This window comes from Pseudomonas putida W15Oct28 (assembly GCF_000708715.2).
In the GTDB taxonomy this organism is placed as follows: Bacteria; Pseudomonadota; Gammaproteobacteria; order Pseudomonadales; family Pseudomonadaceae; genus Aquipseudomonas; species Aquipseudomonas putida_R.
The window spans coordinates 1-25,374 of the sequence record NZ_JENB01000066.1 but is presented as its reverse complement, the minus strand read 5'-3'; the positions used below and the strand labels follow the sequence as shown (position 1 = coordinate 25,374).

Annotated in this window: 19 protein-coding genes and 1 tRNA gene; 7 read left to right on the top strand and 13 right to left on the bottom strand. The window is 63.1% G+C overall.

Annotation, left to right across the window (positions count from 1 at the left end; translation table 11 throughout):
* Window positions 1–172: 172 nt before the first annotated feature.
* The 7 genes from AK81_RS26200 to AK81_RS26170 form a co-directional block, all read right to left on the bottom strand.
* Complete coding sequence (locus AK81_RS26200) at window positions 173–1,840, bottom strand: ABC transporter ATP-binding protein/permease (protein ID WP_043203989.1); 1,668 nt, start codon at window positions 1,838–1,840, stop codon at window positions 173–175.
* Window positions 1,837–4,620 carry a M16 family metallopeptidase gene (locus AK81_RS26195; RefSeq protein ID WP_043203987.1) on the bottom strand — a complete coding sequence of 928 codons (2,784 nt, stop codon included), beginning with the start codon at window positions 4,618–4,620 and terminating at the stop codon, window positions 1,837–1,839. Before AK81_RS26195 ends, AK81_RS26200 begins: the two co-directional genes overlap by 4 nt.
* Before the next feature lie 26 nt (window positions 4,621–4,646).
* Entirely contained in the window at window positions 4,647–7,379 is a 2,733-nt protein-coding gene (locus tag AK81_RS26190; protein WP_241496118.1) for a TonB-dependent receptor, read from the bottom strand.
* Window positions 7,380–7,730: 351 nt separating this feature from the next.
* Entirely contained in the window at window positions 7,731–8,693 is a 963-nt protein-coding gene (locus AK81_RS26185) for a FecR family protein (RefSeq protein WP_043203986.1), read from the bottom strand.
* Between the two features lie 88 nt (window positions 8,694–8,781).
* A complete protein-coding gene (locus AK81_RS26180) occupies window positions 8,782–9,282 on the bottom strand; it encodes a sigma-70 family RNA polymerase sigma factor (RefSeq protein WP_043203984.1) in 501 nt (166 codons plus the stop codon).
* A 241-nt stretch (window positions 9,283–9,523) separates the two neighbouring features.
* On the bottom strand, window positions 9,524–10,630 hold the full coding sequence (locus AK81_RS26175) for a GlxA family transcriptional regulator (protein ID WP_043203982.1): 1,107 nt from the start codon (window positions 10,628–10,630) through the stop codon (window positions 9,524–9,526).
* A gap of 384 nt (window positions 10,631–11,014) precedes the next feature.
* Window positions 11,015–12,391 (bottom strand): L-serine ammonia-lyase, encoded by a 1,377-nt coding sequence (locus AK81_RS26170; protein WP_043203979.1) that lies wholly within the window; start codon window positions 12,389–12,391, stop codon window positions 11,015–11,017.
* Window positions 12,392–12,844: 453 nt separating this feature from the next.
* Between AK81_RS26170 and AK81_RS26165 the strand changes: the two genes are divergently transcribed.
* The 3 genes from AK81_RS26165 (at window position 12,845) to choV (ending at window position 15,897) form a co-directional block, all read left to right on the top strand.
* A complete protein-coding gene (locus tag AK81_RS26165) occupies window positions 12,845–13,792 on the top strand; it encodes a choline ABC transporter substrate-binding protein (RefSeq protein WP_043203977.1) in 948 nt (315 codons plus the stop codon).
* 81 nt (window positions 13,793–13,873) lie between these two features.
* Window positions 13,874–14,722, top strand: coding sequence for a choline ABC transporter permease subunit (gene choW, locus AK81_RS26160; protein ID WP_193393778.1), 849 nt, complete (start codon window positions 13,874–13,876; stop codon window positions 14,720–14,722).
* The gene (gene choV, locus AK81_RS26155) at window positions 14,719–15,897 is read left to right on the top strand and encodes a choline ABC transporter ATP-binding protein (protein ID WP_043203972.1); all 1,179 of its coding nucleotides are present in this window, start codon (window positions 14,719–14,721) and stop codon (window positions 15,895–15,897) included. The genes choW and choV overlap by 4 nt, the downstream gene beginning before the upstream one ends.
* 117 nt (window positions 15,898–16,014) lie before the next feature.
* Here the strand turns inward: choV and hisF are convergent, their stop codons facing one another.
* The 6 genes from hisF to AK81_RS26125 all read right to left on the bottom strand — a co-directional run bounded on the left by hisF (window position 16,015) and on the right by AK81_RS26125 (window position 21,019).
* Window positions 16,015–16,785 carry an imidazole glycerol phosphate synthase subunit HisF gene (gene hisF / locus AK81_RS26150; RefSeq protein ID WP_008091498.1) on the bottom strand — a complete coding sequence of 257 codons (771 nt, stop codon included), beginning with the start codon at window positions 16,783–16,785 and terminating at the stop codon, window positions 16,015–16,017.
* A 10-nt stretch (window positions 16,786–16,795) separates the two neighbouring features.
* Entirely contained in the window at window positions 16,796–17,533 is a 738-nt protein-coding gene (gene hisA / locus AK81_RS26145; protein ID WP_043203969.1) for a 1-(5-phosphoribosyl)-5-[(5-phosphoribosylamino)methylideneamino]imidazole-4-carboxamide isomerase, read from the bottom strand.
* A gap of 27 nt (window positions 17,534–17,560) precedes the next feature.
* A complete protein-coding gene (locus AK81_RS26140) occupies window positions 17,561–17,821 on the bottom strand; it encodes a DUF2164 domain-containing protein (protein WP_043203968.1) in 261 nt (86 codons plus the stop codon).
* Complete coding sequence (hisH, locus tag AK81_RS26135; RefSeq protein WP_012270092.1) at window positions 17,822–18,460, bottom strand: imidazole glycerol phosphate synthase subunit HisH; 639 nt, start codon at window positions 18,458–18,460, stop codon at window positions 17,822–17,824.
* The gene (gene hisB / locus AK81_RS26130; RefSeq protein WP_043203991.1) at window positions 18,461–19,054 is read right to left on the bottom strand and encodes an imidazoleglycerol-phosphate dehydratase HisB; all 594 of its coding nucleotides are present in this window, start codon (window positions 19,052–19,054) and stop codon (window positions 18,461–18,463) included.
* A 303-nt stretch (window positions 19,055–19,357) separates the two neighbouring features.
* Window positions 19,358–21,019, bottom strand: a complete 1,662-nt coding sequence (locus tag AK81_RS26125) for an OFA family MFS transporter (protein WP_043203966.1) — start codon at window positions 21,017–21,019, stop codon at window positions 19,358–19,360.
* 368 nt (window positions 21,020–21,387) lie between these two features.
* On the opposite strand from AK81_RS26125, the gene AK81_RS26120 reads away from it, so the two are divergent.
* The 4 genes from AK81_RS26120 to AK81_RS26105 all read left to right on the top strand — a co-directional run bounded on the left by AK81_RS26120 (window position 21,388) and on the right by AK81_RS26105 (window position 25,145).
* Complete coding sequence (locus AK81_RS26120; RefSeq protein ID WP_043203965.1) at window positions 21,388–23,646, top strand: AsmA family protein; 2,259 nt, start codon at window positions 21,388–21,390, stop codon at window positions 23,644–23,646.
* A complete protein-coding gene (gene mutY / locus AK81_RS26115; RefSeq protein ID WP_043203964.1) occupies window positions 23,643–24,710 on the top strand; it encodes an A/G-specific adenine glycosylase in 1,068 nt (355 codons plus the stop codon). The genes AK81_RS26120 and mutY overlap by 4 nt, the downstream gene beginning before the upstream one ends.
* Window positions 24,707–24,979 carry an oxidative damage protection protein gene (locus AK81_RS26110; RefSeq protein WP_043203962.1) on the top strand — a complete coding sequence of 91 codons (273 nt, stop codon included), beginning with the start codon at window positions 24,707–24,709 and terminating at the stop codon, window positions 24,977–24,979. The genes mutY and AK81_RS26110 overlap by 4 nt, the downstream gene beginning before the upstream one ends.
* Window positions 24,980–25,069: 90 nt before the next feature.
* A tRNA-Phe gene (locus tag AK81_RS26105) sits at window positions 25,070–25,145 on the top strand.
* Window positions 25,146–25,374: the final 229 nt, after the last annotated feature.

The window sequence follows — 25,374 nt, the reverse complement described above, 5'->3', positions numbered from 1 at the left end:
CTCATCCAACTGTTCGGGCTCTCGCCAAAGTGGAACGGTGAATGGCAGCTTTTGCTCCCACACGTGCTCTGGGCACCTCGGGTTATCAGCTTGCCATTCACCGCTCTCACTTCAGATTCTATTCCCTCTCCAAGACACAAGCGGGTTCACCCGCGAAGAGGCCTGGCCTGCCTTAGACAGGCTCGGCCAGCTTCTCCAGTTCTGCAGTCCGGTCAAACAGCCTTGCCAGCCCCTCCTGGTGGGTCACTCCAACCACTGTGCATTCCGGCAACTCGCGCCTGAGCATTTCCAGCAAACCCCGGGCACTGTCCAGGTCCAGCTGGCTGGTCGCCTCGTCCAGGTACAAGGTATCCGGCCGGTACAGCAACGCCCGCGCCAGGCTCAACCGCTGCTGCTCGCCGCCGGAAAGCACGCGTTCCCACTCAGCCTGTTTGTCTAGTTGCCCAATCAGGCCTCCCAGCCCCACCTTGCCCAGCACATCGATCAACTGCCCGTCGTCGATCGACCGCACCTGTGGATAAGCCAGTAACGCGCGCAAACTCATGTGCGGCATGTAGGGTTTCTGCGGCAGCAGCAAGCTGCGACCCGGTGGCAGCTGCCAGTCGCCCTGGCAGTAAGGCCAAAGCCCCTGCAAGGTGCGCAGCAAGGTCGACTTGCCCAGCCCGCTGCGCCCGCCCAGGCGCAACCATTGGCCCTGCCCTGCTTGCAGGTCCAGGTTGTGCAGCATGGCACTGCCATCCGGTCGGCAAAGCGTCAGCCCCCGCGTACACAGGCAGTCACCCTGTACAGCCGTAACGGCCTGCCCGCGGCTGGCAGCAATTGCCTGCTCGAACTGTTCCAGCCGCTGCAACGCCGCGCTCCAGCGCACCAGCTTGTGGTAGAGCTTGATGAACCAGCTGAGCGAACCGTGCACCGCGTTGAAGGCACTGCGAATCTGCATCAGCCCACCCAGGGTGATGGCCTTGGCCATGAATGCCGGCAAGGCGGCGAACACCGGGATGATCAGGCTCAAGCGTTCATAAGAGACGGTGAACAGGCTGAGGTTACGCTCACGCCCCATCAGTTGCCGCCAGTTGTCGGCAATGGCGCGAAAGCGCTCGGCCAGGTGCTCGCGTTCGACCGCCTCGCCGCGGTACAGCGCAATCTGCTCGGCATGGTCACGCTTGCGCAACAGGCTGGCGCGAAAGTCCGCTTCGCGGTGTTCGCGCTCGTAGTTCAACGCGTGCAGCGGCTTGCCGATCAGGTGCGTCACCAGGCTGCCGACCAAGGTGTAGGCCAGCACGATCCACACCAGGTAGCCATGAACCGTGAATGTCTCGCCGAACAGGCTGAAGGTTTGCACCCCCGACAGGTTCCACAGGATCACCATGAACGCGCCGACCTGCGCCAGGTTGATCACCAGCGAGGCCACCAGCTCGATGCTCAGCCCGACCATCAGGTCGATGTCCTGGGCGATGCGCTGGTCGGGGTTGTCCGGCTCGCCGGTCAGCCCCAGGCGGTAGAAGGCCTGATCGGCCAGCCAGGCATCGGTCAGGCGCCCGGTCATCGCCTGGCGCCAGCGCAGCTCCAGCCCTTTGCGGATGTAGTCCATGGCCACGACGATCAGCACATAGCTGCCCAGGTACAGCGCGTACTCGCCCACCAGGCCGTACAGCCCCGTGGTGTCGAACGCGGCCAGGGTGTCGTAGAAGACCTTGCTCCAGCTGTTGATCAGCACATTGATCTGCACCACCAGCAACCCCAGGCCGATCACCGCCGCCAACATGAGCCAGGCAGGCCATTGCCCACGGTCGTGCCAGAACGGGCGGCTGAGGCGGTAGAAAGTGCGCAGGGTTTTCACAGTGCCTGCTCCAGCGCCGCAGCAGAGGGCAGCAGGCGCAGCTGTACCTGATTAGCCTGCGGGAACAGCTGCCGTGCCTGTTGTTGCAGCTCCGGCAGGGTCAGTGCCTCAGGCAACTGCGCCTGGGTCTGCAGGTAGCGTGGGTCGTGCCAGCGGCGGTCGCTGAGGACCAGGCGCTTGAACTGGGTTTGCGGGTCTTCGCGGCGTTTGCTCTCCTGGCGCAGCAGTTCGCGACGCTCGGCCACCACCCATTCGGCATCAGGTTGCAAGCTGGCGAGGGTGTTCTGTGCCATGGCCCACAGCTCATCGGCCCGGGCCGGGTCGCAGGTGAAGCTGAGGCTGCTCTCGACGCGCTGGGTATCGGCATTCAGCTCGCTGTCGAAACGCAGGCGGTATACACCTGAGGCCTCGCCACGCAGCTGCGCCTTCAGGCGCTGGTTGGCCAGGTCGCGCAACACCGACACCCGCACCGCCGCCTCCGGGCTCCAGGCTTGCGGCTGGAAGCTGCTGGCCTGCAATACCACACGGGGTTCCAGCGCGATGGCCAAGTCTTCACGGCGCTGGCCGGGCTGCTGCAAGGCTTGCTGGCTGGCCAGCGAAGCACTGCGCGGTATGGTCGCGAGCATTTCACGGACCATTTTTTCCAGCGGTTCAGGCGCCGTATCCGCCATCAGGTAATAGGTCACCGGCGCACCGGCCAACAGCTTCCAGTCGGCAGTCAGCTGTTCGGCGGTCAGTTGTTCGAGGGCGCGGGTGTCCGGCGACTGCCAGTGGTCGGCGCCGTACTTGAGCACACGCTGTCGGCTTTCCTGCAGCCCGCGTACATCCTCCGGGCGGCTGCGCAGGCGTTGCAGCAGCTCGTCACGGGACTCGGCGAACAGGGCCGGGTCGACGCTGGCCAACTGACTCGTGCGGTAGCTTTGCAGCAGCGCCAGCAACTGCTCAGGTTCGGCGCCAAGGTTGAACGTCAAACGCTGGGGCTGATGGTCGAGGCTGAGCGTGGCCCGCTGGGCCTGGCGCCAGGTGGCCAGCGCCTCTGGGGCCATACCCGGCAAGCCGCTGCGGGCACCCAGCTGCGCAGCCATTTGCAGGCGCCAGACCGGTACATCCTCAAGGGAGTAGCCTGCTGACGAGTCGGCTTGCAGCAGCGATTTGCCGTCCGGGCCGTTGCGTTTGAGCCAGACCAGACGATCACCGTTGCTCAGGCGCCAGTGTTCGACATGCTGCTCAGCGAAGACCTTGCGCTCGACGACATCTGCCGCCGACACCGCAGCGGGCATTCGAAGGATGGGTGCTGCAACCGTTGCGGGCGCCGTCTGCACAGGGGCCGAAAGCGATTTGACGGCCAGTTCGGCCTGCTGCGCCTCAACCTTTGCGACCGTCGGCAAGGCAACCTCGGAGGTGCCTGGCGCACTCACTTGCAGCACCCGATCAGGGCTGGCGAGCCAGCGACGCAGGCGGTCGTTCAGGTCATCGCGGGTAATGCTGCCCAGCACTTCAAGGTAGCGCGCGGCCGTGGCGTGCCGGTCGGTTACCGCAGCATCCTGCACGGCGGCGTTGTTCAGCTGTTCCACCCACTGTTCGAAGGTGCGCGGGGCTTGCTTGGCCAAGGTCTTTTCGCCCAGCACGCGGATATGCTCACGCTCGCGCTGCATGTCCGCTTCGCTGAAGCCGTGCTGGCGCAGGCGCTCGGTCTCGGCCAGTAGTTGCTGAAGCGCCTGGTCATGGGCCTGGCCCTCCACGCCGGCGGCGATACCAAGCACGCTGGAATGCGCACCGATCAGGGTCTTCTGTGCGATCAGGCTGCGCACCCCCGCCTCTCGCGGTTGCCGACGCAGGCTGTCGAGCATCGCGGCGAGGGTCATGCGGTCGATCAGCCGCTCGCGCAATGCGGCGCGGGTGGTGCCTCGGCTATCCGGTTCATGGGAACGGAACAGCATCGCCACCTGGTTGCTGCCCGATTGCGGGTCTTGCAGGCGGAACACTTTCAGCTTGTCGTCCAACAGCAGCTCCCGTTGCTCGCGGGCCGGTACTTCGCCCGCCTTGGCCGCGCCGAAAGCCTGTTCGATCTGGGCGCGCATGGCCTCGGGGTCGAAATCGCCAACCGCCGACAACACCATGTTGTTGGGCAGGTACCAGCGGTTCTGGAAGGCTTGCAGGTTCTGCAGGCTGGCCGAGCGGATCGCCGCTTCGTTGCCGATGGTGCGGTGCCCGGGGTAGCGCGAGCCCACTCGCTGGGAGGCGGTGCGCTGCTCGTTCATGCGCTGGGCCACGCCCAGGCCGCCACGCCATTCCTCGATCACGATCGGCCGTTCACGCTCCAGGTCCTGGGCGTTGTAGTCGCGGGCGAAAGCCAGGTCGGCCAAGGCCTGTAATGCCTGTGGCGCCTGGCGCACGCCAGCGGGTGGGCCAATCAGGTACTGGGTGCGTTCGTAGTTGGTCACGGCATTGAAGTGCCGCCCCTGTACCCAGCCCAGGTCGGTCATGCGCTGGCGCACGTTGTGCTCGCCACCGGCACGGCTGTGGAAGGCCAGGTGTTCGACCATGTGGGCCACGCCGACCTGGTCGTCGGCTTCGTCCACCGAGCCGGCCTTGACCGTCAGGCGCAGGTCCAGCCGGCCTGGCTGCGCTGTTTCACGCACCAGCCGGTACGCCAGCCCGTTGGCCAGCTTGCCCTGGATCACCTGGTGGTCCCAGGGCAAAGACGCGTCGGGTTCGGGTATCGACGCGCAGGCGCCGAGCAACAGCGGGCCGAGCAGGCCCGCGATGAGCTTTTTCATCAGGGTATCCACGGTTTTTTATAGGGTTAGAAGCGGTAGCCGACTTCCAGCCAGTACTGGCGGCCGACTTCGTAGCGGGTCACGGCCTGGCTGCCGGCGCTGACGGTGGGGTTGATCTTGTCGGCGACGTTGGTGATGTCGACCGAGGCGAACACGGCCTGGTCCTTGGCCGTAGGCAATTCCCAGTACACCTGCATGTCCCAGGTCATGGCGCTGCCAACCGGTGCCGCCTCGTACACGCTAAGGGTTTCGTCGTCGAGGTCGACCGTGCGCCCGGTATCGATGATCTGCTTGTACTTGCCCCGGAAACGCAGGAAGTTGCTGATGCTCATATGCCAGGCGGGAATCTCGGTAATGGTGGTCAGCCGTGCTGTCCATGGGCGGTTGAAGTTGTTCGGCGGCAGCTCGACAAAGTCCATGCGCTTGCCGTCGTAGAGCACGGCATTACCGTCATATTCTTCACTGTCCAGGATCGAGTCGTAGTCGGTGTACGAGTCTTCGCTGCGCTGCCAGCCCGCCGCGAACTGGGCGCTGGTGCTGGTGCCAAACAGCTTGAGTTCCTGCTGGGGGGTAACGGTCAGCGTCACCGTGTCGCTCTCGCTGCGACCTTGGTTGGTGTAGATGTAGTAGTTGTTGCGGTAACCGGGCAGCTCTGGCAGGTCTTCGACACTGGAATAGGAACGCACGATCTTGTCGCGACCCTTGCGGTTGACGTACTTGAGGTCGAACAAAGTGTTCAGCCACAGTTGCTCAAGGCCGAGGGTGAGCTCATCGTCATACGGGATGTTCAGGGTCGAGAAGCGCGTGTCGTTGGCCACTCGGGTTGCCTCGATCCAGGGCGAGTCCTGATCGGCGCGCAGGTAGCGCACATTCAGCTGGCCGCGGCCATCGTTGAGGCGGGTCTTGAACAGGTTGCGGCCATAGTAGCGGTTGGCACCAAAGGTCAGCACCGTGGAGCGGTCACCGAAGAAGTCGTAGTCGCCGGCAAAGCGCGGGGCGATGGTCTTTTTCTCCATGTAGTCATCGCCTTCCACCCGCACACCCGGGAGCAGGCCCAATTTGCCTAGCTGAATGCTGTCCTGGAGGTAGAACGCGTATTTCTTCTCGTCCTGGCTGATCTTGCCCGCCTCATACTCCATGCGGGAGTTGGCCCACTGCCGTGTGTTGCCATTGAGCAACTGGCCAACAGAGCAGTAAGGGTCGTCAGCACAGCTGCTACCATCGTCACGCTTGTTCATGGTGACACTGCTGGCTGCGGTGGATCGCTCCCAGGTAGCGCGCTTGTAAGAAAGGTCCATACCCGTGACGAAGGAATGCGCCACACCGCCGAACCACACCGGCAACCACTCGGCCTTCACCGCGTAGTCCAGGCCGTCCTGGGTCTGTTCGAGGTCGCCATAGGCACCCTCGGCACTGCGGGATGTGTTGCTCAGCGACTTGCCCCAGTTCTTGACGTCGGAGTAGTACCAGTTGATGTAGTCGTCCTGCTCGGAATCGCGCGAGCTGGTCAGCCGAGTCACCGCCAAGGTATGGGTCCAGGTGGCGTTTTCAGCCAGCCAGGTTGCCTTTACCGAGCCTTGATAGCCGCCCTCTTCGGTAACGAACCCGGAGTTGCGCTGGTTGGCGCGGAAGTAGGTGTTTTCGCCAGGGCCGTAGATGAACGAGCTGTCCAGGGTGAGCTGGTCATTCACGCTCCAGTACGTCTTGAGCATGTAGTTGGTCAGTTCGCGGGTCTGGTCCTTGCGCGAAGGCCCGTTGCCACCTTCGTAGCCATCGCTGTAGGCATTGAGCGGCAGCACCGAGCGTTTTTGCGAGAACGCCAGGATGGCGCCGAAGTCATCGGTGAGGTGGCCTTCGAGCATACCGCGCACGGTGGTTTTCTCGAACTCGGGCTGGTATTGCTCATCCGAGGCCAGGTCGAAATTTTCCTGGTCGGCTTCAGTAATGTGATAGCTGGTCCAGGCCGACCGGCTCAGGGCATACGAGAGTTTGCCGTGAAAATCCTTGCTCGGCCGGCGGGTGATCGCATCGACAACACCGCCGTTGAAGCCGCCATACTCTGCCGGCACGTTACTGTCGTAGACCTTCACTTCCTGCAGCAGGTCGGCATCCAGGGCAATGCCGTGGGAGCGGCTGGGGGTGGAATCGAACTGGCGCACATCGTTGAAGTTGTGGGCGCCAGGGTCGAGGTCGTTGTTGATCGAGATGCCGTCGATCATGAAATTGTTCTGGTAGTACTTGGCGCCATTGATGCTGATATCCGCCGGGGCAATTTCGCCCGGCGTGTTGGAGTTTTGCTGGCTGGTGCTGAATTGCACGCTGGGGTGCATCTGCAGCAGCGTGGTGATGTCGCCATTGGCGCCCGGGAAGGCTTTGATCGCCTTGCTGCCGATGACCGTTGCGCCCATGTAGCTGTTCTCTTCGGTCTGCCCCAGCACCACGGTGTTGTGCAACTCCAGCGGGCCTTGGCCGTCGCTGTGCAGCAGGCGGAAAATGAACGTGCCCGCCTCGAACTCCCAAGTGATGCCACTGCTTTGCAAAAGCCGCGACAGTGCAGCCTCGCTGCTGAAGTTGCCGCTGACCGCGGTGGACTCCAGGCCCTCGAGCAAATCGGGGTCGACGCTGACCTGCAGGCCGCTTTGCTGGCCGAAGGTGATCAGGGCGATGGCCAGGTTCTGGCTGGGGATGCTGAAGGCATGTACCTGGGTGAGTTCGGCATGCTCAGCCTCTGTCTGGGCATGGGCTGACGGCTGATTCATCAGGGCACACAGCCCCAACATGCCCGCGCTGCCAGCACTTTTCAGGCGCAACGACCAACCCCGCGCGCTGCGCGGCTTCCGGCTTGATGTTTCAGTCATCCCACATCCCCACCCCCGGCAATCGCCGGGCTGCAAAATAGAATACGAATCGGTATCAGTTGTTGCGCGCGGGGGAGAAGACGGGGCAGTGCGGGGATTTTTCAGAAATTTCGGAAATTATTTTTCAAACAATGAATTGGGGTTGCTGTACCGGCCTCATCGCCGGCAAGCCAGCTCCCACAGATACTGCACTGGCCGCTCTTTGTGGGAGCTGGCTTGCCGGCGATGGGCCGCAAAGCGGCCCCGGCAATTTCAAGGTTTGCTCAACACCAGCAGCCAAGGCCCATAACTGCGTACCTCGCCACCATGCGGCCGGATCACTGCTCGCAAGGCCGCCTCGGGCTTGCGCAGGTCATACACACCCGTCACCCGCTTGGCACCCAGTGCATCGTCACGCAGCATCACCTTGCCTGGCATATACGGCGCCAGCGCCTGCACCAGCTCGGCCACTGTCTGGTCGTCGGCAATCAGCTGCCCTTGTCGCCAGGCGGCAGCTTGCGTGGGCACGAAGGCATGCAGTTGCACCTGACCATCGACATACCGCAGCCGCTGCCCGGCCGTCAGTGCAGCCGCCAACACTTGTGCGTCGGCAGTGTCCTCGACCCGTACCGAGCCATGCTGCACATCCACCCCTACCCGCCCAGGCCGCAGTTCGACATTGAAGGCCGTGCCGGTCACCGTCACCCGCACATCGTCGGCTCGCACATGGAACGGCTTGGCCTTGTCGGGCTTCACCTCGAAAAACGCCTGGCCGGCGAGCAGCTTCACATCCCGGTGGTCGCCGCTGTAGTCCACGGCGATGGCGGTGTCGCTGTCCATCTGCACCACGCTGCCATCGGCCAGGGTGATGTCACGGGTTTCGCCCTGCGCGGTGCGATAGTCCGCCTGCAAGCGCAGACTCAGGGAAGGCGCGACGGCTACCAACAGGCAAGCCGCCACCGCCACGCCCAGCCACCCGCGCCGCCGGGGCTTACGCTTGGGCGGTAGCGGCAGTACTTCGGCCTTGGGCCAGTGTGCAGTGGTAGTCGGCGCCAGCTGGCCAGTGAGTTGCCAGACCTTTTCAGCCTTGTAGTAGGCCTGGGCATTGGCCGTGTCACTGGCGCACCATTGCTCGAACTCGCCCCTTAGCTGAGGATCGTCAGGCGACTGCTGCAGGCGCAGGAGCCAGTCCAGGGCCTGCTCGCGGCGGCTGGATTGGGGGGCTGCGGACGTCATGTCGGGCAAGTCTCCTGAGGGCTGAAGGGCGCGCAGGGTCGCACAGAGATACCCCGCTCGGCAAAGGACGCACCAGCCTGGCGTTTTTTCACAGGTCATCCTCCAGGCGCGCCATGCAATGGCTCAGGGCATCGCGCACCAGTTGGTGCACCAGGCTGACGGAAACGTTCAGGTGGTTGGCCACCTCTTGCAGGGTATGGCCGCCCAGGCGGTGCATCTCGAACGCCACGCGGGTGCGCTGGGGCAATTCTTCGAGGGCGCGGCTGATGGCGCTGAGTTCATTCTGCTGGGTGACCGCCTGCTCGGGCGAGGCGCTGGTCGAGGGCAGCTCGGCAAGTATCTCATCACCGTTGGGTTGGGCTTTTTCGGTGGCGGTACGGCGGGTCTGATCGAGTGCCAGGTTGCGCACGATGCGGTACAGGTAGCTGGCCGGGTGACGAATGTCGGCATCGTCCTGTTGGCGGCTGAAGCGCAGCCATGCTTCCTGCACGACATCCTCCGCGCGGGCGCGGCAGCCGACGATCGGCGCGGCGTAGTCAAGCAATGCCGCCCGGTGGGCCAGGTAGAGCTGGAGTTTGTCGTCCGCCACGGAGGGGTATGCCAGAGGTTTTCGGGGGCGGCGATGTTACCTGTAGTCGAGAATCATTATCAACCGATGGATTTGTGTTGCCGGTGCTGGCCTCTTCGCGGGCATGCCCGCTCCCACAGAGTACTGCACCGGTTTCGAGGGCTGTGCTGTACCTGTGGGAGCCCACAAAGTACTGCACAGGTTTCGACGGCTGTGCAGTACCTGTGGGAGCGGGCGTGCCCGCGAAGCAGTCGGCGCGGTGTCAGAGCCTTACGCTGGCAAAGGTCGACTCGTTGCGCGCCTGGCTCAGGGCCGCCATCGGCCCACTGTGCGGCGACAGGGTCATGGCCTGCGGAATCGGCATCATCGCTACCTGCTGCGCAGTGTTGGAACCCACGCGCTCGTCACGGGGCGGAATGCCGAAGTACTCGCGGTAGCACTTGGAGAAGTGTGGCGTGGACACAAACCCACACACTGACGCCACCTCGATGATCGACATCGGCGTCTGCTTCAGCAGCTGCCGCGCACGGATCAGGCGCAGTTTCAGGTAGTAGCGCGATGGCGAGCAGTGCAGGTACTTCTGGAACAACCGCTCAAGCTGGCGTCGCGACACGGCTACGTACACCGCCAGTTCGTCCAGGTCGATCGGCTCTTCGAGGTTGGCCTCCATCAGCGCGACGATTTCCTGCAGCTTCGGCTGGTTGGTACCCAGCATGTGCTTGAGCGGCACGCGCTGGTGGTCCTGCTCGTTGCGGATGCGCTCGTAGACGAACATTTCGGAGATGGCCGCCGACAGTTCGCGGCCATGGTCGCGGCTGATCAGGTGCAACATCATGTCCAGCGGCGCAGTGCCGCCGGAGCTGGTGAAGCGGTTACGGTCGAGGGTGAACAGGCGGGTGCTCATGTTCACCCGCGGGTAGGCCTCCTGCATGGCCGCCAGGCACTCCCAGTGCACGCTGCAATCGAAACCGTCGAGCAGGCCGGCGCAGGCCAGGGCCCAGCTGCCGGTGCACACCGCACCCAGGCGGCGCGACTGACGGGCCTGGGCCTGCAGCCAGGTGACATGCTCACGGGTAACAGTGCGCTGGATGCCCACGCCACCGCAGACGATCACGGTATCGATGGGCGGCGCGCTGTGCATGGCGGCATCGGGGGTGATCTGCAGGCCGTCGCTGGCCCAGACCTGGCCGCCGTCGACTGTCAGGGTATGCCAGCGGTACAGCTCACGGCCGGACAGCTGGTTGGCCATGCGCAGCGGCTCGACGGCCGATGCCAGGGAAATCAGGGTGAAATTGTCCAGTAGAAGAAACCCGATGGACTGGGGTGCTGTGCGGTTCTGGGTTGGATTCCCGGAGGTGTACGACGTCATCGCGATTTCTCCTCACACAAATGCAGGGTGTGCCTCAGGCGGGCACTGATTTTTGTTATGGCCCCCGGTTTAGGGCTTATAGCCAATCACAACGCAAACGCCGTGCCGGAAATTGAACAGCTATCCGAAAAAACCTGAAAGCGACGCCTTCATTCGGCAAATCAGGGGCTTCAATCAAGCTGGCAGAGCTTCCAGAACCGCCGTGCTAGGCGTGCTACGTGTAACTGCTGAGCAGTTTGGTGACACCTGCCTTGGTGGTTGCCCAGAAACGACACTTTTAAGTGTCACCGACAATGCCCACACTCATCGCGACATCTGACGGCCGGTCATGCACAAACGCCCCAAAATGGGGCGTCGTGATGACTGCAGAGCGAGATTAGCGCGTCAGCACTCGATGGCGCTGACCGCCAGGCCACCGCGTGAGGTCTCTTTGTACTTGTCGTGCATGTCGGCCCCGGTGTCACGCATGGTGCGGATCACCTGGTCGAGGGAGATGAAGTGCTCGCCGTCGCCGCGCAGCGCCATCTGCACCGCGTTGATGGCTTTTACCGCCGCAATCGCGTTGCGCTCGATGCACGGCACCTGCACCAATCCGCCGACCGGGTCGCAGGTCAGGCCCAGGTTGTGTTCCAGGGCAATTTCGGCCGCGTTCTCCACCTGTGGCGGGGTACCGCCCAGCACTTCGGCAAGGCCGGCAGCCGCCATGGCGCAAGCCGAGCCGACTTCACCCTGGCAACCCACTTCGGCACCGGAAATCGACGCGTTCTTCTTGCACAGGATGCCCACGGCGGCGGCAGCCAGGAAGTAGTCGACCACGCTGGACTCGGTCACCTCATCGCTGAAGCGCATGTAGTAGTGCAGCACCGCCGGGATGATGCCGGCCGCGCCATTGGTGGGCGCGGTAACCATGCGTCCACCGGCGGCGTTCTCTTCGTTGACCGCCAGGGCGAACAGGTTGACCCACTCCATGGCGCTCATGGTCGAGCCGATCACGTTGGGCTTGCCGATCTCCTGCAGGCTGCGGTGCAGCTTGGCAGCGCGGCGGCGCACGTTCAGCCCGCCGGGCAGCGTGCCTTCGTATTTAAGGCCGTTGTTGACGCATTCCTGCATGGCTTCCCAGAGCTTGTACAGGCCGGCGCGAATCTCTTCTTCGCTGCGCCAGACCTTCTCGTTGGCCATCATCAATTGCGACACGCTGAGGTCGTTTTGCTTGCACAGGCGCAGCAGTTCGGCGGCGCTGTTGAAGTCGTACGGCAGCACCGTCTGGTCGGCATCCAGCACACCGCTGGCGGCCTGGGCGGCATCGACCACAAAGCCGCCACCCACCGAGTAGTAGGTGTCGCGGTGCAACTCGCCCTGCTCGCCTTCGGCAATCAGGGTCATGGCGTTGGGGTGGTAGGGCAGGTTCTCGTCCAGCAGCAGCATGTCGCGGGCCCAGACGAACTCGATGGGCAGACGGCTATCGAGCTGCAGCGTGTTGGTTTCACGCAGGTCGGCGATGCGCGGCACGATCTGGGTCGGGTCAATGGCGTCAGGCCATTCACCCATCAGGCCCATGACCGTGGCGTTGTCGGTGCCGTGACCGATACCGGTGGCCGACAGCGAGCCATACAGGCGCACTTCGATCCGTTTTACACGTTCCAGCTCGCCGCGTTCGCGCAGGCCCTGAACGAACAGAGCGCCAGCACGCATGGGGCCGACGGTGTGGGAGCTGGAGGGCCCGACACCGATCTTGAACAGGTCGAACACGCTGATGGCCATTGTCGAATCACCTCTTGCTGGGCTTGTCTCTGCGCGCCATGCGCAGGGCGGGGCAACTGCTAGGCTCAAACAGCGGGCCGCCTTGAATGCCAGCATCATCGGGCTTTTACCGCACCCCTCGCCGTCTGCAACCGACGTACTTTTGTCCAGCAGCGCCGCACTGTTTGTAGCCGGGATGTGGCCCTCGCCACGCCGCTTTCCGGTGGCCTGGTGACGCAAAAATGCGGCCGAGGGGGTGGATAAACCCATAAGCGACATCGCCCTTACTGGATACGACCCGTTCCGTACTGGATACGACCCTACCAGTAGGCGATTGCCCGGCGCTGGAGGATTATCGAAAGCGACTCGTAAAGCACGGCCACGCATCCTGCCCTCTGCAGGCCTGGTCGACCGGACCTTCAGAAAGCCCGGCGACCCACGCGAACCCGAAGACAAAATCTCAGGAGTCCATCCATGAAAGGTTCACCCTCGCTGTTGCTGGTTGCGTTGCTGTCCACGCCCTTGCTGGCCCAGGCCGCCGAACCCGAGCAGTGTCAGACGGTACGTTTCTCCGATGTCGGCTGGACCGACATCACAGTCACGACCGCGACCACCAGCGTTGTGCTCGAAGCCCTGGGTTACAAGACCCACACCACCATGATCTCGGTACCGGTGACCTACAAGTCGCTGGCCACCGGCAAGGACCTGGACGTGTTTCTCGGCAACTGGATGCCGACCATGGAGAACGACATCAAGCAGTACCGCGACGCCGGCACCGTAGAAACGGTGCGCGCCAACCTGGAAGACGCCAAGTACACCCTGGCCGTGCCCCAGGCGCTGTACGACAAGGGCCTGAAAGATTTCGCCGACATTCCCAAGTTCAAGAAGGAACTGGACAGCAAGATCTACGGCATCGAGCCCGGCAACGATGGCAACCGCACCATCCAGAGCATGATCGACAAGAACGCCTTCGGCCTGAAAGACGCCGGTTTCAAGATTGTGCAATCGAGCGAGGCCGGCATGCTGTCACAGGTCGACCGCGCGCAGAAACGCGGCGAGGCCCTGGTGTTTTTGGGCTGGGAACCGCACCCGATGAACACCCGTTTCAAGATGCAGTACCTGACCGGCGGGGACGATTTCTTCGGCCCCGACTTCGGCAAGGCGACCGTGTTGACCAACACCCGCAAGGGCTATGCGCAGGAATGCAGCAACGTTGGCCAGCTGTTGAAGAACCTGTCGTTCGAGCTCAAGGATGAAAGCACCATGATGGGCTATGTCCTGGACGACAAGATGAAACCCGAGGCCGCCGCCAAGAAATGGCTCAAGGACAACCCAGGCAAACTGGATGCCTGGCTGGCAGGTGTTACTACCGTGGATGGCAAACCTGGCCTGGAGGCGGCCAAGGCCCAGCTCGCGCAATAACGAAATACGCAATAGCGCTACCTCGGGGCAGGACCGTGCCTGCCCCGGGTTGATTTCAATCTATGCAGGTGGAAGCTCGCTATCATGCTTATCGATCAGAAAATACCCCTGGGCCAGTACATCGCGTCGTTCGTCGAGTGGCTGACCCAGAACGGCGCGAATTACTTCGACGCCATCGCGCAAGGCCTGGAATTCATGATCCATGGCGTCACCAGTGCCCTGACCTGGTTCAACCCTTTCGTCCTCATCGCCCTGTTCGCCGGCCTGGCGCACCTGATCCAGCGCAAGTGGGGGCTGACCGCGTTCGTTGCCCTGTCGTTCCTGCTGATCTTCAACCTGGGTTACTGGCAAGAAACCATGGAAACCCTGGCGCAGGTCACCTTCGCCACGGTGGTATGCGTGCTACTCGGTGTGCCGCTGGGCATCCTCGCTGCGCACAAACCAATGTTCTATACCGCCATGCGCCCGGTACTCGACCTGATGCAGACGGTGCCCACCTTCGTCTACCTGATCCCTACCCTGACCCTGTTTGGCCTGGGCGTGGTACCGGGGCTGATCTCTACCGTGGTGTTCGCCATCGCCGCGCCAATCCGCCTGACTTACCTGGGCATCTGCGACGTCCCGCAGGAGCTGATGGACGCCGGCAAGGCCTTTGGCTGCTCGCGTCGCCAACTGCTTACCCGTATCGAACTGCCGCATGCGATGCCAAGCATCGCCGCCGGCGTCACCCAGTGCATCATGCTGTCGCTGTCGATGGTGGTAATCGCCGCCCTGGTAGGCGCTGACGGCCTGGGCAAACCTGTGGTCAACGCACTGAACACCGCCGATATCTCCCTGGGCTTCGAAGCGGGCCTGGCGATCGTGCTGCTGGCAATCATGCTCGACCGTATCTGCAAGCAACCGGAACTGCCGGTAAGGGGTGAGGCATGAGCATCATTCGTTTCGAAGACGTCGACGTCATTTTCTCCAACAAGCCGCGCGAGGCGCTGTCGCTGCTGGACAAAGGCCAGACCCGCGAGCAGATCCTCAAGCAGACCGGCCTGGTGGTCGGTGTCGAAAAGGCCAACCTGGACATCCAGAAAGGCGAAATCTGCGTGCTGATGGGCCTGTCCGGTTCGGGCAAGTCGAGCCTGCTGCGCTGCATCAACGGCCTCAACACCGTCAGCCGCGGCAAACTGTTTGTCGAGCACGAAGGCAAGCACATCGACATTGCCCACTGCACCCCGGCCGAGCTGAAGATGATGCGCACCAAGCGCATTGCCATGGTGTTCCAGAAGTTCGCCCTGATGCCCTGGCTGACGGTACGCGAGAACATCAGCTTTGGCCTGGAAATGCAGGGCCGCCCGGAAAAGGAACGGCGCAAGCTGGTGGACGAGAAGCTTGAGCTGGTGGGCCTGACCCAGTGGCGCAACAAGAAGCCGGACGAGCTGTCTGGCGGCATGCAGCAACGCGTGGGCCTGGCCCGGGCGTTGGCCATGGATGCCGACATCCTGCTGATGGACGAACCGTTCTCGGCACTCGACCCGCTGATCCGCCAGGGCCTGCAAGACGAACTGCTGGGCCTGCAGGCCAAGCTGAGCAAGACCATCGTGTTCGTCAGCCACGACCTGGACGAGGCGCTGAAACTGGGTAGCCGCATTGCGATCATGAAGGACGGGCGGATCATCCAGTACAGCAAGCCGGAGGAGATCGTGCTGAACCCGGCCGACGAGTACGTGCGTACCTTCGTCGCCCATACCAACCCGCTGAACGTGCTGTGCGGCCGCAGCCTGATGCGCAGCCTGGACAACTGCAAACGGGTGAATGGCTCGGTGTGCCTGGACCCGGGTATCGATTCGTGGCTGGACCTGGGCGAAGGTGGCGCGCTCAAGCGTGCACGCCAGGGCCAGAACGGGCTGGACATGCAGAACTGGGCACCGGGGCAGGATGTGGAGCTGCTGGAGCGCAGGCCGACCGTGGTGCACGCCGACATCGGCATGCGCGAGGCCCTGCAGATTCGTTATCAGACCGGCAACAAGCTGGTGTTGCAGGATAACGACAGAGTGGTGGGGATTCTTGGGGATACCGAGCTTTACCACGCGCTGCTCGGCAAGAACCACGGTTGATGCAATTGGGGCCGCGTTGCGGCCCTTCGCGGCCACGCCCGCTCCCACAGAGATCACACCAGACCTGTGGGAGCGGGCGTGCCCGCGAAGGGCTGCAAAGCAGCCCCAATCAATGGATCAGCGAACGACGATGCCCCGGGAAGCCATGTAGGCCTTGGCCTCAGGCACCGTGTACTCGCCAAAGTGGAAGATACTGGCCGCCAGCACCGCGCTGGCATGCCCTTCCAGAATGCCATCAGCCAGGTGCTGCAGGTTACCCACACCCCCCGAGGCAATCACCGGAATGCCCAGCGCATCGCTGATGGCGCGGGTAACACCCAGGTCGAAGCCGTTCTTCATGCCGTCCTGGTCCATGCTGGTCAGCAGGATCTCGCCAGCGCCCAGGCCTTCCATCTTCTTCGCCCACTCGACTGCATCCAGCCCGGTCGGCTTGCGCCCGCCGTGGGTGAAGATTTCCCAGCGCGGCGTCTCGCCTGGCCCGGACACTTTCTTGGCATCGATGGCGACAACGATGCACTGCGAACCGAAACGGTCCGCCGCCTCGCCCACAAACTCCGGGTTGAACACCGCAGCCGTGTTGATCGAGACCTTGTCGGCACCGGCATTGAGCAGGTTGCGGATGTCTTGCACGGTGCGCACGCCACCGCCCACGGTCAGCGGGATAAACACCTGGCTGGCCATGCGCTCGACGGTATGCAGGGTGGTGTCGCGGCCATCGACGCTGGCGGTGATGTCGAGGAAGGTGATTTCGTCGGCACCCTGCTCGTTGTAGCGACGGGCGATTTCCACCGGGTCGCCGGCATCACGGATGTTCTCGAACTTGACGCCCTTGACCACCCGGCCGTTGTCCACGTCCAGGCAAGGGATGATGCGCTTGGCCAGTGCCATGGTTCAGTCCTCAGCCTTTGTAGTTGTCGCAGAAGGCCTGGGCCTCGGCGACATCGAGGGTGCCTTCGTAGATGGCACGGCCGGTGATGGCGCCGATGATGCCGGGGGCCTTGGCGTCCAGCAGGGCCTTGATGTCGCCCAGGTTGTGGATGCCGCCCGAGGCGATCACCGGAATGCGAGTGGCTTCAGCCAGGGCCTTGGTGAACGGCACGTTGCAGCCCTGCATCATGCCGTCCTTGGCGATGTCGGTGTAGACGATCGCCGAGACGCCATCGGCCTCGAAACGCTTGGCCAGGTCGATGACCTGCACGGTGCTCACTTCGGCCCAGCCGTCGGTGGCGACGAAGCCGTCCTTGGCGTCCAGGCCAACGATGACCTTGCCCGGGAAGGCCTTGCACGCTTCGGCGACGAACTCAGGCTGCTTGACCGCCTTGGTGCCGATGATCACGTAGCTGACGCCAGCCTTGACGTAATGCTCGATGGTTTCCAGCGAACGGATGCCACCGCCGATCTGGATCGGCAGGGTCGGGTAGCGCTTGGCGATGGCGGTAACCACTTCACCGTTGACCGGCTGGCCTTCGAAGGCGCCGTTGAGGTCGACCAGGTGCAGGCGGCGGCAGCCACCCTCTACCCACTTGGCGGCCATGCTCACCGGGTCGTCGGAAAACACCGTGGAGTCTTCCATGCGGCCCTGGCGCAGGCGCACGCAAGCACCGTCCTTCAGATCGATAGCGGGGATAATCAGCATCTTGGGAACCTGTCTGTTCTTAGGGTTTCAGGGCTTTTCAAGTGCCCACAGATCGCTTTCGATGCTCTCGAACCGCTCCTTGAGGTGCAGCTGAACATCGGCAATCGCCCTGTTGTAATAAAGGGGTGCAATTTCTTTGCTGAACAGCTCAAGCACCTCGGCCACCTCGAACGACCCCAGCTCCAGCTCGAAACGGTCTTCGAGGAAGCGCTTGAGCGTGTCGAGCGCATCGCGCTCCTGCTCGGGGGCCAGCGTGATGACCGGGGCCTTGGCTTTCGACCTGCTCATTTACCAGCGCCCGTCCCAGGCGACGAAGTTCTGCAGCAACTGCAGGCCATGGGTATGGCTCTTCTCCGGGTGGAACTGCACGGCAAAGCGCGAGCCATCCGCCAGCGCAGCGGCAAAATCGACGCCGTAGTGGCCGCGGCCGACTACCTGGCCCGGCTTGCCGGCATTGATGTAGTAGCTGTGCACGAAGTAGAAACGCGCACGGTCGGGGATGTCGTGCCACAGCGGGTGGTCGATGGTCTGGGCAACTTCGTTCCAGCCCATGTGCGGCACCTTCAGGTGCTCGCCGTCTTCTTGCAGGTCTTTGCCGAAGAAGCGCACCTGGCCGGGGAACAGGCCGATGCAGTCGACACCGGTGTTTTCCTCGCTGTGCTCAAGCAACGCCTGCATGCCGACGCAGATGCCGAGGAACGGGCGGTCCTGGCTGACTTCGCGCACCAGGCTGTCGAAGCCCAGGCGGCGGATTTCAGCCATGCAATCGCGGATCGCGCCTACGCCCGGGAATACCACGCGGTCGGCTTCGCGAATCACTGCGGCATCGCTGGTGACCAGCACTTTACCGGCACCGACGTGCTCAAGCGCCTTGGCCACCGAGTGCAGGTTGCCCATGCCATAGTCGATTACGGCTACCGTCTGCATTTACAGGCACCCTTTGGTGGAAGGCATCTGCCCGGCCATGCGCTCGTCGAGGGTGATGGCCATGCGCAGGGCGCGGCCGAAAGCCTTGAACACGGTTTCGATCTGGTGGTGGGTGTTGTGGCCACGCAGGTTGTCGATGTGCAGGCTTACCAGGGCGTGGTTGACGAAGCCCTGGAAGAACTCCTGGAACAGGTCGACATCAAAGCCGCCAACGCTGGCACGGGTATACGGCACGTGCATCTGCAGGCCTGGGCGGCCGGAGAAGTCGATGACCACACGCGACAGCGCTTCGTCCAGCGGCACGTAGGCGTGGCCGTAGCGGAAGATACCTTTCTTGTCACCGATGGCCTGGGCGAATGCCATGCCCAGGGTGATGCCGACGTCTTCGACGGTATGGTGATCGTCGATATGCGTGTCACCCTTGCACTCGATATCCAGATCGATCAGCCCATGACGGGCAATCTGGTCCAGCATGTGTTCAAGAAAAGGCACGCCGATATCGAATCGGGCCTTGCCACTGCCATCGAGGTTGATCGAGCACTTGACCTGGGTTTCCAGGGTATTGCGCTCGACGGAAGCCTTACGTTCGACCATCACCAGCTCCGCAAAATCATTGGGCGAAAAGGGCTCCATTATAGGCCCAGAACGCGCCAGCTTGAAACGCGGATGACATATGGCAAAGCAAGCAATTACGGGGGCTGGATGCCGATACAGGTCTATACAACCGTGCATTAGGTGCTCTTTGTAGGAGCGGCCTTGTGTCGCGATGGGCTGCACAGCAGCCCCGGCGATCCATGCATAAGCGCTGAAACCCTGGGGCTGCTGCGCAGCCCATCGCGACACAAGGCCGCTCCTACAACTGATCGAGTGCACTTCAGGAACCGGCCATATCACCCATCAATGGAACAGCACCGCCGTCTTCTGCAGGGTAATCCACACCCCCCAGGCCAACGGCACAACCACCACCGCCCAGGCCAGCAGCACCAGCGGCAGGCTCCCCGGCGCTGCCTTCCACTCCAGCGACCGCGCGCTGTCGGCGCCCTTGTCATGGCTCAGCGCCCGCTCGGCAGCCAGTTCGGCATCGCTCATGAAGTGCTTGTCGGCCACCGGGCGCACCAGCATGTTGCAGAAAAAGCCCAGCACCAGCAGGCCGGCGAGGATGTACAAGGTCATGTCGTAAGCCGCTGCGCGCTCCACCCCCGCGGCCAGCTGAGACTCGCGCAGGTAAGTGATCAGCACCGGCCCCAGCACCCCCGCCGCTGCCCAGGCAGTCAGCAGGCGACCATGAATGGCGCCGACCATCTGCGTGCCGAACAGGTCAGCCAGGTACGCCGGCACGGTCGCGAAACCGCCGCCATACATCGACAGGATGATGCAGAACGCAGCCACGAACAGCGCCACGTTACCCAGGTGCCCCATGTTCGGCACCAGGCTGTAAAGGCCTACGCCCAAGGCGAAGAAGGCGAAGTAGGTGTTCTTGCGGCCGATGTAGTCGGAGAACGACGCCCAGAAGAACCGCCCGCCGATGTTGAACAGGCTCAGCAGGCCGGTGAAGCCGGCAGCGATCGCGGCGATCTGCGCCAGCTGGGCAGCATTCAGCTGGCTGAAGGTCAGTTCGTTACCCAGCAATTTGCCGGCGAACACTTCCTGCAGCAGGGGCGAAGCCATGCCAAGAATACCGATGCCCGCCGACACGTTCAGGCACAGCACCAGCCAGATCAGGGCAAATTGAGGGGTCTTCCAGGCCACACTGACGTGCACATGGCGGTCGGTCACCATGGTGTTGCCGGCTTTTTTCGCCGGGGCGGTCCAGCCTTCGGGCTTCCAGCCGGTCGGCGGTACGCGGTAAGCCAGGGCGCCGGCCGTCATGAACACGAAGTAAATCGCCGCCATCGCGACGAAGCTCTGCCAAACGCCCACTTCGTGCTCGTTGCCAAAGTGCCCCATCAGGGCAGTGGCCAGCGGTGCACCCACCATCGCCCCGCCGCCGAAGCCCATGATTGCCATGCCGGTGGCCATGCCGCGTTTGTCCGGGAACCATTTGATCAGGGTCGACACGGGCGAAATGTAGCCCAGGCCCAGGCCGATACCGCCGATCACGCCGGAGCCCAGCCACATCAGCCACAGCTGGTGGGTTTTTACGCCAATGGCCGAGATCAGCATGCCGCCGCACCAGCACAGTGCCGACACCAGGCCCGCCTTGCGCGGCCCGGCGTGCTCCAGCCAACCGCCCAATACCGCCGCCGAGCAGCCGAGGAAGACGAAGAACAGGGTGTAGATCCAGCTCAGCATCGAGATCGGCCAGTCGCACTCAGCGCTGAACATCCGGGCCATGAAGCCCATGTCTGCGGCACAGGCGACTGGGGCGGTGATGCCAAGTGCTTGCGACAACGGCAGCCAGAACACCGAGAAGCCATAGGCCATGCCAATACACAGGTGAATGGCCAGGGCAGCTGGCGGGACCAGCCAGCGGTTGAAGCCCGGGCGGGCGATGATGCGCTCCTTTGACAGGAAGCCTGGCGCACTGGCCGGGGTCCCCGCCGCGACGGTACTGGTCATGGATCTGATCCTTCTTATAGGGTGGGTGCTCGCAAAGCGGCGCAAGGTTAGCAGAGCCAAGTGGCGTGAAAGCAATCTGATATCGTTAATTTTTGCTTTGCTGAAACGGTCCTCTCTCCTGTGCCGGCCTCTTCGCGGGCTCGCCCGCTTCCACAGGATCTTCAACACCCTTCAGGCCTGTGCAGTACCTGTGGGAGCGGGCATGCCCGCGAAGAGGCCGGCACAGGCAAACATCTGCCCGCCGAAAGCCGTACCATCTGCTGAAAACGTAGGAAATGCCCTGTATCTCTAGTCGAATAAGCAGGGACAACCACCGCGGCGTTATACTCTGCCGCCTGAATTCACTAACGGACTACAAGGACTCGCCCATGAAAGCGTTCGGCAAAATCCTGGGACTGGGGCTTCTCGGGTTGCTGCTGATCATCGTGGCGCTGGGCTTCGCCCTGACCCACCTCTTTGATCCCAACGACTACAAAGACGAGATTCGCCAGTTGGCACGGGACAAGGCTCACGTCGAGCTGACCCTCAACGGTGACATCGGCTGGAGCCTGTTCCCGTGGCTGGGCCTGGAGCTGCACGAAGCAAGCATCGCCACCTTGGCCAAACCCAAGGAGCCGTTCGCCGACCTGCAAATGCTCGGCCTGTCCGTGCGTGTGCTGCCGTTGTTGCGCCGCGAAGTGCAGATGAGCGACGTGCGCGTCGAAGGCCTGAACCTGACCCTGGCCCGCGACGAACAAGGCCATGGCAACTGGGAAGACATCGGCAAGCCGCTGCCCGCGCAGAACGGCACCCCTGCCGATGCGCAGGCCCCTGCCCCCGCCCAGGCACCCGCCGAACAGAAGCCGGCGCCTGCCGACGGCAACGAGCGAACCATCAAGCTGGACATCGACAGCCTGACCGTTAACAACGCCCGCGTGCAGTACACCGATGCCAAGACCGGCCAGAACTTCAGCGCCGAGAGCATCCAGCTGAGCACCGGCCCGGTGCACGAAGGCGCGAACATTCCGCTCAAGGCCAGTGCCTTCATCAGCGCCAGCGAGCCGAACATCAAGGCCCGCACCGAGCTGGCCGGCGAGCTGCGCTTCGACCGCAAGCTCAAGCGCTACAACTTCGAAGACATGCGCCTGTCGGGCGAGACCTCGGGTGAGCCAACCGGCGGCAAGACCGTGACCTTCGCCGCACAGGGCCAGCTGCTGGTCGACCTGGCAGCCAATGTGGCTTCGTGGAGCGGCCTGAAAGTCTCGGCCAACCAGCTGCGCGCCCTGGGCGAGCTGAATGTGCGTGACCTGGACAAGGCGCCACAGCTGAGCGGTGGCCTGTCCATCGCCCAGTTCAACCTGCGCACCTTCCTCGACAGCATTGGCCGCCCGCTGCCGGCCACCAACGACCCGGCAGCCTTCGCCAAGCTGGAACTGGTGACCCGTTTGCAAGGCACAGCAAACAGCCTGGCCCTGGAAGACCTGGCGGTGAAACTGGATGACAGCACCTTCAGTGGCCGCGTGGCAGTGGAAGACTTCGCCAAGCAGGCCCTGCGCCTGCAACTGAAGGGCGATACCTTCGACGCTGACCGCTACCTGCCCGCCAAGAGCGAAGAGGCCAAGGGCGCCACTGCCGCGCGCCAGGCCGAGGTCAAGCAGCAAGAGGCCAGCGCCGTAGCCGGTCCCGGCACCACACCGCTGCCCAACGCCCCGACCCAGGTAGCCTGGAGCGACGACAAGCTGCTGCCGGTCGACCGCCTGCGCGCCCTCGACCTGCAAGCCGACCTGGCCTTTGGCTCGCTGACCCTGGACAAGCTGCCGATCGAAGACGCCCAGCTCAAGGCCATCGGCCAGGGCGGTCTGCTGACCCTGCAAACCCTGCGCGGCGAGCTGTACAACGGCACCTTCGAAGCCAAAGGCACAGTCGACGTGCGCCCTGCCGTACCGCAACTGGGTGTGAACACCAACATCCAGCGGGTGCCGGTAGAGCACTTCATCAAGACCGAAGGCAAGGACCAGGCACCACCGCTCAAGGGCCTGCTGACCCTGACCAGCGACCTGACCGCCACCGGCAACAGCCAAAAAGCCCTGGTCGACACCCTCAACGGTAGCGCCAACTTCACCATCAATGATGGCGTGCTGGTCAACGCCAACCTGGAACAGCAGCTGTGCCAGGCCATCGCCACCCTTAACCGCAAGACCCTGAGCGGCGAGCCACGCGGCAAGGACACCCCGTTCCAGGAACTGCGCGGCAGCCTGGTGGTGCGCAATGGCGTTGCCAGCAACCCGGACCTCAAGGCGCGCATCCCGGGCCTGACCGTCAACGGCCATGGCGACCTCGACCTGCGCGTGCTGGGCATGGACTACAACGTTGGCGTGATCGTCGAAGGCGACCAGCGCGCCATGCCGGACCCGGCTTGCCAGGTCAACGAACGCTATGTGGGCGTTGAAGTGCCGCTGCGCTGCCGTGGCCCGCTGGAGCTGGGCGCCAAGGCCTGCCGCCTGGACCAGGGCGGCATGGGCAAGGTTGCCGCCAAGCTGGCCGGCAACCGCCTGAAAGACAAGATTGATGAAAAGCTCGAAGAGAAACTCGGAGACAAAGTGAGCCCGGAAGTAAAAGACGCACTCAAGGGGCTGTTCAAGCGATGAGCCCCGAGCAGTTCTCCAGCGCTGTGCTGGACTGGTACGACGAGCACGGCCGGCACGACCTGCCCTGGCAACAGGGCATCACCCCGTACCGGGTGTGGGTGTCGGAAATCATGTTGCAGCAGACCCAGGTCAGCACCGTGCTCAACTACTTCGACCGGTTCATGCAGGCCCTGCCAACCGTGCAGGCCCTGGCCGAGGCGCCGGAGGACGAAGTGCTGCACCTGTGGACGGGGCTGGGCTACTACACCCGCGCACGTAACCTGCAAAAGGCTGCAAAGATCGTCGTCGCGCAACATGGCGGCGAATTCCCGCGCAGTGTCGAGCAGCTCACCGAGCTGCCCGGCATCGGCCGCTCCACCGCCGGTGCCATCGCCAGCATCAGCATGGGCATTCGCGCGCCGATCCTCGACGGTAACGTCAAGCGTGTGCTGGCCCGCTACACCGCCCAGGCTGGCTACCCGGGCGAGCCCAAGGTGGCCAACCAGCTGTGGGCCACCGCCGAGCGTTTTACCCCGCTGCAACGCGCCAACCACTACACCCAGGCCATGATGGACATGGGTGCCACGCTGTGCACCCGCAGCAAGCCCAGTTGCCTGATCTGTCCATTGCAGCGCGGCTGCGAGGCGCACCTGCACGGTGAAGAAACCCGCTACCCCGAGCCCAAGCCGCGCAAAGCGTTGCCACAACGGCGCACGCTGATGCCACTGCTGGCCAACCACGAAGGCGCCATCCTGCTTTACCGCCGTCCCTCCAGCGGCCTGTGGGGTGGTTTGTGGAGCCTGCCAGAGCTGGACGACCTCGCACAGCTCGACGACCTGGCCTATCAGCACGGCCTGCGCCTGGCAGGCAGCCGGGCCATGGAAGGCCTGACTCATACCTTCAGCCACTTCCAGCTGGCAATCGAGCCCTGGCTGGTGCGCGTCGACTTGGTCGGCGAGCACGTGGCCGAGGCCGACTGGCTCTGGTATAACCTCGCCACCCCGCCGCGCCTGGGCCTCGCCGCCCCGGTCAAAAAGCTGCTTGAACGTGCAGCCGACGAACTGATTGCAGGAGATGCCCGATGACCCGCACCGTGATGTGCCGCAAGTACAACGAAGAACTGCCAGGCCTGGAGCGCCCGCCCTACCCCGGCGCCAAGGGCCAGGACATCTTCGAACACATCTCGCAGAAAGCCTGGGCCGACTGGCAGAAGCACCAGACCATGCTGATCAACGAAAAGCGCCTGAACATGATGAATGCCGAGGACCGCAAATTCCTCCAGGCAGAGATGGACAAGTTTTTCGCCGGCGAAGAATACGCCCAGGCGGATGGCTACGTTCCACCGGCCGAATGACCCCAAAAATCGTAAGCGACGGAATTAATTTAAAATTTTTTCAAAAAGTCGTTGACGAGCGGTCCGGAAATCTATTTAATTCACCTCGTCGCCCAGATAGCTCAGTCGGTAGAGCAGAGGATTGAAAATCCTCGTGTCGGCGGTTCGACTCCGTCTCTGGGCACCACCTTCAAGCTTCTGGTGGTTGCAAAGTTACCCGAAGCGACACAAGAAACCCGCCTAGTGCGGGTTTTTTGTTGTCTGTGATTTTTGCTCATTGACCAGCATCAAATGGCCATCGCTCGCTCACCTTCATAATCGAAGACGGACATCCGTATCGACTAGCAAGGACCTCCATGAGCGAAGAATCCCCCCTCCTGCTCCCCGCCCCCAGCGAGCCTGCCATTACCCCGGTC